General features: G+C 68.1%; 11 protein-coding genes and 1 pseudogene. 4 read left to right on the top strand and 8 right to left on the bottom strand.

Annotated features, from left to right (window positions below; genetic code table 11):
* Nucleotides 1-85 precede the first annotated feature (85 nt).
* From ABZ297_RS28070 to ABZ297_RS28060, 3 genes and pseudogenes are all read right to left on the bottom strand, one after another.
* Nucleotides 86-913: a hypothetical protein gene (locus tag ABZ297_RS28070; protein WP_355351718.1), complete on the bottom strand. Its 828-nt coding sequence runs from the start codon at nt 911-913 to the stop codon at nt 86-88.
* 84 nt (nt 914-997) lie between these two features.
* Nucleotides 998-2,533 (bottom strand): alkaline phosphatase D family protein, encoded by a 1,536-nt coding sequence (locus ABZ297_RS28065; RefSeq protein ID WP_355351716.1) that lies wholly within the window; start codon nt 2,531-2,533, stop codon nt 998-1,000.
* A gap of 234 nt (nt 2,534-2,767) precedes the next feature.
* Nucleotides 2,768-3,156, bottom strand: a pseudogene (locus ABZ297_RS28060) (transposase).
* Between the two features lie 817 nt (nt 3,157-3,973).
* Between ABZ297_RS28060 and ABZ297_RS28055 the strand changes: the two are divergent.
* Nucleotides 3,974-4,756 (top strand): integrase core domain-containing protein, encoded by a 783-nt coding sequence (locus tag ABZ297_RS28055; RefSeq protein ID WP_355351714.1) that lies wholly within the window; start codon nt 3,974-3,976, stop codon nt 4,754-4,756.
* Nucleotides 4,757-5,137: 381 nt separating this feature from the next.
* On the opposite strand, the gene ABZ297_RS28050 is transcribed toward ABZ297_RS28055, so the two are convergent.
* The 3 genes from ABZ297_RS28050 to ABZ297_RS28040 form a co-directional block, all read right to left on the bottom strand.
* Nucleotides 5,138-5,347: a hypothetical protein gene (locus tag ABZ297_RS28050; RefSeq protein ID WP_355351712.1), complete on the bottom strand. Its 210-nt coding sequence runs from the start codon at nt 5,345-5,347 to the stop codon at nt 5,138-5,140.
* A gap of 129 nt (nt 5,348-5,476) precedes the next feature.
* Nucleotides 5,477-6,892 carry a hypothetical protein gene (locus ABZ297_RS28045; protein ID WP_355351710.1) on the bottom strand — a complete coding sequence of 472 codons (1,416 nt, stop codon included), beginning with the start codon at nt 6,890-6,892 and terminating at the stop codon, nt 5,477-5,479.
* A gap of 8 nt (nt 6,893-6,900) precedes the next feature.
* Nucleotides 6,901-7,584, bottom strand: a complete 684-nt coding sequence (locus ABZ297_RS28040) for a sensor domain-containing protein (protein ID WP_355351708.1) — start codon at nt 7,582-7,584, stop codon at nt 6,901-6,903.
* Between the two features lie 665 nt (nt 7,585-8,249).
* On the opposite strand from ABZ297_RS28040, the gene ABZ297_RS28035 reads away from it, so the two are divergent.
* Both ABZ297_RS28035 and ABZ297_RS28030 read left to right on the top strand, forming a co-directional pair.
* Nucleotides 8,250-8,384, top strand: a complete 135-nt coding sequence (locus tag ABZ297_RS28035) for a hypothetical protein (protein ID WP_355351706.1) — start codon at nt 8,250-8,252, stop codon at nt 8,382-8,384.
* 32 nt (nt 8,385-8,416) lie between these two features.
* Nucleotides 8,417-8,749, top strand: coding sequence for an integrase core domain-containing protein (locus ABZ297_RS28030; protein ID WP_355351704.1), 333 nt, complete (start codon nt 8,417-8,419; stop codon nt 8,747-8,749).
* Nucleotides 8,750-9,257: 508 nt separating this feature from the next.
* On the opposite strand, the gene ABZ297_RS28025 is transcribed toward ABZ297_RS28030, so the two are convergent.
* Nucleotides 9,258-11,069 (bottom strand): serine/threonine-protein kinase, encoded by a 1,812-nt coding sequence (locus ABZ297_RS28025; protein WP_355351702.1) that lies wholly within the window; start codon nt 11,067-11,069, stop codon nt 9,258-9,260.
* Nucleotides 11,070-11,939, bottom strand: coding sequence for a WD40 repeat domain-containing protein (locus tag ABZ297_RS28020; protein WP_355351774.1), 870 nt, complete (start codon nt 11,937-11,939; stop codon nt 11,070-11,072).
* On the opposite strand from ABZ297_RS28020, the gene ABZ297_RS28015 reads away from it, so the two are divergent.
* Nucleotides 11,884-12,123 (top strand): hypothetical protein (locus ABZ297_RS28015; RefSeq protein ID WP_355351778.1); only part of this gene is annotated, 240 nt, incomplete at its 3' end. The genes ABZ297_RS28020 and ABZ297_RS28015 overlap by 56 nt on opposite strands.

Raw genomic sequence — 12,123 nt, 5'->3', positions numbered from 1 at the left:
CGGCCGAGCTCCTGTCATGCTCCAGCCTTCCGGCGTGACACCGGTGACGGTCAGACCGGTCAGCGCGGTTTCCCCGACAGGTCGGTTACCCTCCGCGGACTTCCATCTCCATGACGCGCGAATACCTGGCGTCGTTCGAGGCGTAAATGACGATCTGTACGGCCTCGGCGGTGGTCGCGGCGAACCGCGAGGTCGCGAGTCCGGAGGTGTTGCCGCGCACCTGGGCGACCGTCTGCCACTGGCCGTCGGCGAGGACCTGGACGTCCCAGTCCTTCAGCCCGAAGCGGGCGGCCGGGGACTTCGCACTGTCCAAGGTCAGGACTTCGACCTGGTCGATCCGCTTCGGCTCCGGGAAACGGACCCCGTAGTTGTCGGGGAAGACCGTCGCCGTGGCGTCGTTCCACCCGGTGTGGGTGTCCCACTGGTCATGGTTCTTGTTCCCGTCGACACCACCGCAGACCGAGAAGTTGCCATGGGTGGAGGAGGCGAACGCCTGCTCTCCCAGCGCCAGGTTGTCGCCGGGCCCCTTGGCCGGGGGCTGCTGTACCCGAACCGGCACGCGGAGCGTCTGCTTCTCCATGGCCAGCAGGACGTCGTAGGTACCCGGCGGAGTGTCCCGGGGGGCGCGAACCTCGACCGGAGTGCTCACCGGCTGGTCGGGATCGACGGCCGGAAGGTAGCTGGAGAAGATGTCCCGGGACAGAGTGATCGGTTCTTGGGCGCTCAGTGTCATATCGGCAAACTGGGCCTGTTGCCCGGTGTTGGTCATAGTGGCTTGGAAGCTGCCGGAAAAGCACGGCAGCGCGATGAGATCGAGCTCGGCCGGATTGGCGGCCATGGTGATCTGTCCCTTCGGCTTCGAGGGGCCGGACGCGCTGTTCGCCGGAGGCGCCATGACCAGCGCGGCGACCATGGCGGTGCACAGGGTCAAGGATGGCAGGGTGGTTCGCGCGATGTGCTGCTTCAGCATGATGGAGATCCTGTCCAGTACGGAGACTCAGGCGGTCTGGATGCCGGCTCGGCCGTCTTCGACGACGAGCTTCGCACGGGTCGTCATGGTGCCTCCGGGTGTCGTGACACGGTCGGCCACTCGGTAGTCCGCGGTCCACTCCCGTTCCGTCACGGTGCAGGTGACGTAGCCTCGCTGGAAGTTGTGGTACTTGATGTGCGGGTTCTCGGCGAGCAGTGTCAGGCCGACCTGGTCGTGGTCGACACCGTCAAGCCCGGAGGTGATGGAGGTCCCGACGAATTCGGCGCCCACGGTGGGCGACGCGGGATCGGAGAAGTCCAGCTTGAGGTCAGAGGCCACGCTGCGGTGGAGGTCTCCGCCCAAGGAGACGAGGTTCCTGACGCCACGTTCGTGGGCGCCGCCGAGCACCCGGTTGCGTGAGCCGACGTAACCGTCCCAGGTGTCCATCGGCACCACCATGTCCGGCCCAGCCTTGACGTCGAGCTGGGCTATGGCGTTCTGCTGCCCGAGGACGTTCCAGCGTGTCCCGGAGGCGGCCAGCCCGTCGAGCAGCCATCGTTCCTGCTCCTCGCCCGTGATGGTGCGGCTGGGGTCCAGCGAGCCCGGGTTGGGCGGCTTCTCGCCGTCGCCGCCCGCCTGGTCCGAGCGGTACTGCCGGGTGTCGAGAATGCTGAACTCGGCCAAGGTGCCATAGCGCAGGCGCCGGTACAGCTGCATGTCCGGTCCGTTCGGCAGCTGTGACAGGCGCAGCGGCATGTGTTCCCAATAGGCCCTGAAGGCATTGGCGCGCCGGACCAGAAACTCTGCCGGCGGGGCGCTCGGGTGCGCCTCGTCGGCCCAGTTATCGACGACTTCGTGGTCGTCGAGCGTGACGATCCAGGGCGCGGCGGCATGCGCGGCCTGCAGATCCGGGTCAATCTTGTACAGGGCGTACCGCTCCCGGTAGTCGTCGAGTGTCACCGTCTGGCGCATGGCGTGAGGCTCCCCGGAGTCGGGGCGTATGCCCTTGTCAGCGCCGAACTCGTAGATGTAGTCACCGAGGAAGAGGATCACGTCGTGGTCGCGGCGGGCCATATCGGCGAGGGCGGTGTAGTAGCCCTCGAACCACGCCTGGCAGGACGCGAAGGCGAAGGACATCGCGGAGATGGTGTCGCCAGCGGCCGGAGCGGTACGCGTGCGGCCCACGGGGCTGATCTGCCCTCCTACCCGGAAGCGGTAGAAGTAGTGCCGCCAGGGACGCAGGCCCTGGACATCGACATGGACTGTGTGGGAGTACTCAGGCCGGGCATGCGCGGTGCCGCGGCGCACGACACGGCTGAACGCCTCATCCTCGGCCACCTGCCACTCGACCGGTACCGGGCGCTGGTCCATCCCACCGAACGGCGCCAGTGGTTCTGGCGCCAGCCGGGTCCAGATCACCACCGCGTCGGGCAGCGGGTCGCCGGACGCGACCCCCAGGGTGAAGAGAGGTTGACGGTCGATGTTCACCGCGGACGCTGCGTGGGCGCTGCGAATGCCGGGAAGGGTGCCGCTTAGGGCTAAGGCGGCGGCCGCGCCGGTCACGGTCAGGAATCTGCGTCTGGTCGCGGCAGCGGCCGCAAGGCCAGCCGGCGATGTGCTCATGAATCGAAATGACATCGAACTATGATGAACCACTCCTACAAGCGGAATGATCGAGTTCATGAACATGCAATGTCAGACGGCTACCCTCGGCCGCGCGAGCCTGACCTGAGCAGCCCTCGATAGCAGAGCTGGAGCAGCCCGAAAAGCCTGAAGGACTCTGCTGGTTAACTCATTTCATGTGGCCAAGGCTGGTTCGAGTTGGGCCAGGTGGCTGGTGCGTTTCCGGGCCAGGGAGTGGTCGTTCCACCAGGCGTCCAGGCGGATCAGGTTGATGGCGATGGCGGAGACGATGTGTTCGAGGTGGACTTTCTTGATGCCGCGGTAGCGGGCACGGCGCATGCCGGTGACCGTGACGGCTTGGTGGATGGAGGCCTCGATACCACACCGGAGGGCGTATTGGTCGCGCCAGGCGGGGTGGTCTGTTCGGCGCGGGCCGCGTCGAGGGTTTCCTGGATTGCTCGTGGGTGCAGGGTGAGGTGGCGGCCGCTGCGCTGGGCGCTGGTGCATAGGGTCCGCACCGGGCAGGGGCGGCAGGTGTTGGGCGGGAAAGCGGCCACGATCATCGGGCGGTTCTTCTGCCGGCAGGGTGTCCAGGAGGTGCTCTTGTGTCCTTGCGGGCAGGTGACCTGCCGGCGGTCCAAGTCGACGGTGAAGGCGGTGCGGTCGTAGCCGTTGCGGGTGCGGGCTTGGACGGAGTTGTCGGTCCGCAACGGGGTGATCAGGTTGATCTGGTGCTGCTCGCGGGCGGCGACGATGAGCTCGGCTGAGGAGTAGCCGGCATCCAGATAGTGCTCGGCGGGCAGCAGGCCGCGCCGGGCCAGGTGCTGATGGATGGTGGCGGTCATCGCCGTGTCGGGCACGGTGGCGTCGGTGGTGGCCTGTACCGCGTCATAATACAGCCACGTCGGCTCTGACCTGTGGGTTGACTGGGTCCGTACCCGCAGACAAGATCGCGTCTTGTGCTTGTCCGCCTGCTCTATCTGATCACGCTCCGGGTGTTCGGCTGGCTCATGTTGCTGGGCCGCAGCCAAGCGTCGAAGGACGCGGAGATCATGGTGTTGCGTCATGAGGTGGCGGTGCTGCGGCGTCAGGTGGGACGGCCGAAGCCGGACTGGGTCGATCGGGCCGTTCTCGCGGCGCTGGCCCGATGGTTGCCGGCGGTGCTGCGTGCTCATCGGCTGGTCACCCCGGCGACGTTGCTGGCGTGGCATCGTCGTCTGCTGCGGCGGAGGTGGACCTACCCGCATCGGCCCGGGCGTCCGGGAACGAGCCGAGAGGTTCATGATCTGATTATTCGCCTTGCGCGGGAGAACCCCGGATGGGGCCATCGGCGGGTGCACGGGGAGTTGGTACGGCTTGGCGTCCAGGTGAGCGAGGCGAGTGCGGCGCATCCTGCGGTCGCGCCGCTTCGGGCCGGCGCCCCGGCATCACGACACCTTCTGGCGGATCTTCTTACGATCGCAGGCCAAAGGGCTCCTGGCCTGCGATTTCTTCCATGTTGACACGATCTTTCTGAAGCGCTTGTACGTATTGTTCGTGATGGAAGTTCGTACGCGGCGCGTACACGTCTTGGGCGTGACCTGCCACCCGACCGGCGCCTGGACCGCTCAGCAAGCGCGCAATCTCCTGATCGACCTCGGCGAGCAAGCAGCATTGTTCCGCTTCCTCATCCGCGATCGTGACGCCAACGCCGTCTTTGATGAGATCTTTGCCGCCGCGGGCATCGCGGTGCTGAAGACGCCACCGCGAACACCTCGGGCGAATTGCTATGCCGAGCGGTGGATCCGTACGGTGCGCGCCGAATGTAGCGACCGCATGCTGATCTACGGTGAACGTCACTTGCGCGCGGTCCTGGACGAGTACGTCGGTCACTACAACGGCCACCGGCCTCACCAGGCGCGAGGGCAACGACCACCTGATCAAGGCGAACAGGTGGAGGTGCCGTTGGAAGGCCGGATCGGACGCCGCAAAGTGCTCGGTGGCGCGATCAACGAGTACCGCCGAATCATAAGCCAGGTGGAGAAACCCCAGCTCAGACCATACATGCGAGTTTTGACGCCCTACAGGTCACCCGCACCCTCGCCCGGTCATGGGACAACGCCGACGCTCGCAACCGAGGCGTCCGACGCGCCACCGCCGCGGTCTTCCGCCGGTACATGTTGAAGCCGGTGGGGGAGCCGTACGACTCCACCGTCGCCTACATCGAAGCCCACTACCTAGTTGATTGACGAGCGGAGGCCCGGCAACCTGTGGCGTGCCTGGCCTTGTCACGCTGCTCGGGCCCTGGCCTATCCCCTGGGCTACACCTGCCGGCGAGCCAGTACTCCAGTGTAGCTTTGTGATCTATCCAGTAGGTCCGCCGGCGGACCGTTGTCGGTGTCAGCCTTGTCTGGACGAGGGGACGTCCGGTGGAGACGTTGGTTGCCATAGCGGCAGCGCAGCCTTATTGAGCACTGCCGCACTGTCGCTTCCAGCGAACTGTCCTCGCCGAGGATCGTTTCGCCGGCGTTCCCCGGCCCCGGGGGTGCCGGGGCCGGGGAAAGATCAGGCGGCGGGCGGGGTCAGCCGCTGCTCAAGGGCGGCGATCCGGTCCCGCAGCTCGTCGAGCTCGCCAGCCACCTCGGCGCGGGCGACCGCCCTGACCTGGTCGACGATCCGCTCCAGCTCACAGTCGTTATTCCTGGTCCAGTTCACTCCCACCCCCTTGCAGGCAAGTCGGAGGTAGTGGGTGAGGATGTTCAGTGGGTCTTGCATGGTTTCCCCTTCGGCTGGTGCGTGTTGTCGGCGTTCAACAGCTCCGGCGGGATGCCGAGGCCGGGATGATCAGTGGTAGTCGACGGCGATCTGCCTGGACATGAGGGCTGTTGAGGTCCCTCCGGACGGTCAGAACGGGTCCGCCACCACGTTGTCGTTCTCGTCGTAGAAGGTGGTGCGCTCCAGCACGCCGGGCAGCGTGTGGATCAGGTACATCTCCCAGTCGGTGACGCCCGGGGCGCGCTCCCAGGTGGCGGCGTAGGCGGGGATCTTCCCGTTCTCGTCGAATGGGAAGGTGCGCATGCCCTCCTCGTAGGCCCGGCCGCGGGCCAGTACGTTGGGCAGGTCGGTATTGCTGAGGTCCTTCAGCGAGACGTGGATTCGGTAGTTCGGGTGCTCCAGCCGGCCGACCAGCTCCCGGCGCAGCTGGGTCTTGGTGAAGTCCATCAGGTGCTCGTAGCCGTACTTCTCGGCGAACGGCTGCACGCGGCCGTTGAGACCGAGGGCGAGGTGGTGCTGCGGCGGGGTGGCCGGTGCGGTGGACGGCGCGGTGGACGGCGCGTCGACCATGTCGACGCCGCTGATCACGGCCTTCTGGCCGTTCACTAGGGCGACGGCCGAGCCGCCGCCGTTGACGGTGGCGTCGAAGGCCTGCTGGGCGGTGGTCGGCGGTCGGGACGGGTCGCGCAGCGACACCGCGCGGTAGCTGCCGTCGCCCTGCTTGACCAGGCCGTCGAATCTGCGGGTCGGCTCGACCACGCCCGCGTTCGCGGCGGAGACCTTGGTCAAGGCGCTGGGGGAGAGCATGGCGTCGACCGGCCGGACGTCGATCCTGACGCCGTGCTGGTCGGCCCACCGGTCGAGCGGCTCGTTGCGCACTGGGCCGGAGACCCGGTCGCCGCCGTCGGTACGGGTGGTCGTGGCGGGCGGGCGGGTGCGGTCGCTGCCGGTGACCAGGCCGGTGGCGGCGGGTGGGGTGGCGAGCTGGGCGACCAGTGCGGTGGCCATTTGCAGGATTAGCTGGCCGCGGGTGGTCTGCAGGCTGCGGCGTTTGCTGGTCAGGGCACTCTTGCGGCTGTCTAGGTTCTGCTGCGCCGACTTGATCGCATTGCCCTCGTCCGCAATCTTTCCGGCCTGCTGCTTGAGCTGCTGCTGCTCGGCGTTGATGGCGTTGGACTCGGCGTTGAGCGCGTCGGCGACGGACGGCGGCGCGCCGTTCGGGTACTGCGCGACCACAGCGTTGTGCTGCTGGATCTTCTCGTCGTTGGTGTTGAGCGCGGTGAGGACCGTCTTCGATTGCTCGTTGTATGCGGCGGTCCGCCGGTCCAAGTCGGCCTGCTGGTCGTCCAGGCTCTGCTGGGTCGGCAATTCCGCCAACTGGCGGTTGAACGCTGTCAGTTGGCTGTTGAGCGAGGGGGAGTAGGCGCTGCTGGTGGCAACCGGCTCAATCGCGGCGGTCGTGGTGTCCCCTGCGGCGCTGGCCACCAGCACCGGCACGAACAGGACACTGACCAGGAGCAGGGCGAAGGTTGCGAAGCGTCGCACCGGGCCGGTCACCGGGCACGCTCCGCTATCTGGTCGGCGATGGCGCGGGCGGCCGGGCGGCCGTCACCGGCCTCGCAGATCGCGGACTGCAGGACGGACGAGCCGGTCAGTCGGGCCTCCCGGTAGCAGGCCCAGCCGTCGCCCTGGTCCTGGACGGCCGTCCAGGACAGTGCGGTGTCCGTGGCGCTGTCTACCCGGTATGTCCAGCGCGACGCGCCCGCGCCGGAGGCGTCCCGGACGGCACTGGGGCAGGCATTGAGGCCGTCGGCGAGGGTGCTGAACACCTCCGCGGCCCGGTCGGCGGAGGCGTACCGGCCAACGGTCTGGGTGACGGTGTGGTCCGCCGAATCGGTGGCGTCCTGCTGCGCCACCGACACGAACGCCGTCCAGCCGCCCTGATAGACGACCGTGGTGGCTGGGCCGACGGCCACCGAGCAGCCGGGCGGATCCGCCGGCAGCGGGGGCGCCGGCTCGCTCGCCCGGGTCAGCGCGTTCAGCGTCGTGCCGACAGCCTTGCTGACGTCCGCTGCCGGGAGCACCACCGCCTGCACCGTCCCCGCCACCACCGGCGGTCCGTCGTCCTTCGGCCACTGCCACCACACCACGCCAGCCGCCACCGCGACCAGCAGCACTGCGGCGGCTAGGACCGCCCACAGCCGCCCCCGGCGGGCGGGCACCGAGTCCTCGCTCATCAGCTCTCCCTAGTTCCACGAGGGCCGGCACCGCCGCTCGACGGTACCGGAAAGGAATTCAGGTGCGGTCGGTGACTCGGTCGTCGCTTACGGCGGTGCCGATGAGGGCGGCGGACACGACTAAGCGCTTGAGCAACGCGATCTCCAAGAACCAGGTGTGGAACGTGACACCGATGAGACGGCGGAGGTCATGTTCAGGTTACCGCGGAAGGCTGGCCAGATGAGGACATGAGGATCCAGGATGCCCCCACGGCATATTGGGCAGAGGGACAGGCGGGTCGTCGATGCCTCGTTCCCGCTCCTGGTCTTCACTCCGGGGAAGGGGGCATCAACAGGAGCAAGCCGCGCGCCCGGCAGACCCGGGGTTCCTCGCCCCGTGAACCGCCAGGCCCGACGATCCGGTCCGGCTCCCCCTCTACCTGCGCGCCCACATCACGCGCTTCGGGGCCTATGCCACCGACGAGCTCGGGCTGGAGCCCGAGGCGTTCAACCCCGTGCTGGCCGAGGCCGACCTCGACGTCGACCTCGCCGCCTGACGAAAGGAGACCCGCCCTGCGCCTGCCGACAATGGCATCCGCCCAGGTCACGGCCATGTGGGGCTTCGCGTGGCGTGCGCGAGCTCCGGCCTCCAGGTGAGGGAGACGCGTGAGGCATGATGATCAGCTGTGCTCCTTCGCCTGGCCTATCTCGCCGTTACGAACGCCTTTGCCGCGCTGCGGTTGCTGCCGATGGGCGATCGGGACAAGGACGTCGAGATTCTCGCCCTGCGGAGGATGCGGGCTGCCGGACGCGCTACCTGATCCGAGACCGGGACGCCGAGTTCCCGGCCCTTATGGACGAGATCCTGTCCGACGCCGGCATCGAGACCGTGCTCACCGGTATCCGGGTGCCGCGCATGAATTCGATCATGGAGCGGTGGGTGCAGTCGTGCCGCCGTGAGCTACTGGACCGCTGCCTGATCTGGAACGAACGCCACCTATGGTACGCCCTGCGCGAGTACGAACGGTTCTACAACCAGCACCAAGCCCACCAGGCCCTGGCCCAAGCGGCCCCGCTGCGTACCGTCCCGGATCCGGTCACGGATCCCGAGCGAATCATCAACCTGAACATACGCCGACGAGACCGGCTCGGTGGCGTCCTTCACGAATACTCACATGCGGCTTGAACTGCGCGGACGGAGTTTTCGGCAGGCGCAGGCCGCCCTCATGCGCAGTCAGTTACGGAACCGCGATCATGATCACGCGCTGTGAGGGCATCACAATCTTTGTGCCAGAGCCACTTTTACATGGCCACGGACACCGATCGCGCCGCTCGGCATTCGCCGACGCGACCGACTGGGCGGTGTCCTCAGGGAGTACCACCATGCGGCTTGACCTGGCCGGATGAATAATCGGCACCCCCAACGTACTAGGGCAAAAGGTTCAACCAAACGCCCTCTGAGTATTCGTGGCGGACTCCGCCGAGGGCAGGGACACGCATGGGGTGGCCGAGTTTTTGGCACCCGCAAGCATGGCCGATCATCATGCCGCACCCGCCCTCCTCTCCTGATGGTCGGAACTCGCACACACACCTCCGAGGCCCTCACAGGGGCATGACCTGGGCGGATGTAATTATCGGCAGGCGCACAGCCGCGCAGTCAGCACCGACGTTTTCGCGCGAATGACCGTATGTGATCAGGGATAGCGCCAGAGGCGGGTCGCTCCGCTGTTGGTGGCGCTGGCGAGGGTACGGCCGTCCGAGCCGAACCCCACCGCGGAGACCACAGAGGTATTGCCGGTCAGGGTGGCGATGACCGCGCCGGTCCGCGCGTTCCACAGGCGGACGGTTTTGTCCCTCCCGCCGCTGGCGAGCGTCCGCCCGTCCGGATTGAATGCCAGGCAGAGGACCTCGTCCTTGTGGCCGTTCAGCGTCCGGATCTCACGCTGGGTGGTCACGTCCCAGAGGCCGACGTCAAGTTCGCCCCCCAGCGTGCTGGCGAGGATCGACCCGTCTGGAGAGAACGCCATGCCACCGGGTCTGTCGGCGGTCAGCATGCCAGCGGCGCGACCGGAGGCCGTGTCCCAGAGCCGTATCTCGGAGGTGTAGTGGCTGCCGGCCGCGAGGAGCCTCCCGTCCGGGCTGAACACCAGGGTCTCGACGCTGCTGGGCCCGGCGGTGAGGGTGTGGAGGGCCCGGCCGGTTCGCACGTCGCAGATCTGGACGGTCTCGTCGTGGCTCGTGGCGAGCCTCCGGCCGTCGTCGGTGAGTGCCATGGAATGGGCCGCCCGGGCGGGCTTGACACGGCTGGTGACCCGGCCGGTGGCTACGTCCCGGATCTCGATGGAATCGGTGTCCCGGACAGCGTTGGCGATGACCCGTCCATTCGCACTGAGCGCCATCGACGCCGCTGTGGGCATCGCATCGGCGACCTCTGTCGTGCTGCCCAGCCCGGTGGCTACGTCCCACCGCCAGATGCTCCGGTGCCCGGCCCCCACGAGCGTCCGGTCATCCGCGGTGAACGCGAGGTGGAACATGCTCACTGGCCCCCCGATCAGCAGCGTGGGCACGGGGACGCCCAGTGACGTCGCCGGGGCTGTTCTCCGGGGACCCGCGCCCGACGACCACAGCAGCGTCGCGGGGACGGTGACGGCGGCCACCGTCGCGGCGGCAACCCCGGTGATGACGGCGCGGCGTGGGATCCGGCGTGGCGGGGCGGCCAGGCGAGCCGCGGCCTCCGCGAGGGGGAGTCGCTCGCGCGGGGACTTGGCCAGGCAGGCCGCAACGATGTCCCGCAGGTCGCCTTCCAGACCAGCGAGGTCGGGAGGCTTGGCGATGATGCGGTGGATGATCGCGGGGATGTTCGTGGCGTCGAACGGCCCTCGGCCGGTGGCGGCGAACGTGAGCACGCAGCCCAGCGCGAACACGTCGGCGGCGGGCCCGGTCTCATCCGCGTTGATCTGCTCGGGCGCCATGTAGGCATAGGTACCGACGACGGTCCCGGTCGCGGTGAGGGTCGAGGCGTCGGCGGCACGAGCGATGCCGAAGTCGATAATGCGGGGGCCGTCCGGCGACATGATGACGTTGCCGGGTTTCAGGTCCCGGTGCACCAGCCCGCACGCGTGGATTGCCGCCAGCCCTTCCACCAGGCCCTTCCCCAGGAACCGCACCCTGTCCGGGCCGAGCGGCCCCTGCCGGATCACCACATCCCGCAGCGACGGGCCGGGGATGAACGCCGTCACCATCCACGGCTCCGGTGAAGCAGGGTCGGCGTCCACCACCTGCGCGGTGTAGAATCCGCCGACCTTGCGCGCCGCCTCGACCTCCCGCGCGAACCGCACGCGGAACCCAGGGTTGTCGGCGTGCTCGGCGCGGATCAGTTTGACCGCGACCGGGCGTCCGCCGGGCGTCGAGCCCAGGAAAACCTGCCCCATGCCGCCCTCGCCCAGCCGGCCTTCCAGCCGATACGTGCCGACCCGCCTGGGATCGCCCGGCCGCAACGCTTCCATCTACTGGACCTTCCAGAGCCGAACGGTCTTGTCGCCGAACAAACCACCGCCGCCCGCCACGGTCGTGCCGTCCCCGGTGATCGCCACCGCCGTGATGGGGTGGTCAGTGCCGTTGAGAACGGCGGTGCTGCGGCGGGCAGCCACGTCCCAGATCCGGATGCTCCGGTCGTCGCTGGCGCTCACGAGGATTGTCCCGTCCGCGTTGAACGCTACAGCCGAGACGGACTCGACATGGCCGGAGAGGGTGGCGGTGACGCGGCGGGCCGCCACGTCCCACAGCGCGACCTTGGGGTACGGGCCGTTGGTAGCGAACGTCTTGCCGTCTGGGTTGAACGCCATCGCCCTGATGGTGGCGGCAGGACCGCGGAGCACGGCGACGCGGCGGAGGGTGGACACATCCCACAGCAACACCGCTCCCCGCCCAAAGCTTTTGGCGCCGAACCCGTCGGTCGCGGCGGCAACGATCTTCCCGTCCGGGCTGAACGCCACGCGGTTCACGCCGTGATGTCCGGCGCCGATACTGAGGCGGGCGACGAGGCGGCCGGTCGTGACGTCCCACAACTTGACGTGGGGATTGCCCCCTGCCAGGAGCCGCCCGTCGGGGCTGAACGCGACCGTGTTCACGCTGGTGTCCTCGTCCCCGGCGAACCTGCGGAGCCTGCGGCCGGAGGCGACGTCCCATACGTCGGCACTGGCGCGCATGTTCCCGGTGGCGACCTGCTGCCCGTCCGGGCTGAACGTCACCCCGCCGACCCCGCCCTCGACATTCAGCGCCCGGTTCTGGGCGCGGGCCTGGACGTCCCACACACGTACTGTGTCGTCATTCATCGAGCAGCTGACCAGGAACCGGCCGTCCGGGCTGAACGCCACCTCGTCGATGGGCGAGGTGTGGCCGGTCAGCGTGGCGAAGGGCGTCACCAGCGCGTTCGACGCGGCGGTTGGGGTGGGGCTGGGGGTGGCCCAGAGCGGTCGCCTAGAAGGCTTCGCGCCTGGTGACTACATGGTGCTGACACTGGAGAATGTCACCGTTGCTCCCACCGCCGGGGTGGCTGTG

The organism is Nonomuraea sp. NPDC005983 (assembly GCF_040614375.1).
In the GTDB taxonomy this organism is placed as follows: domain Bacteria; phylum Actinomycetota; class Actinomycetes; order Streptosporangiales; family Streptosporangiaceae; genus Nonomuraea.
The sequence above is the reverse complement of the archived record's forward strand: the minus strand, read 5'-3'. Positions and strand labels throughout refer to the sequence as shown.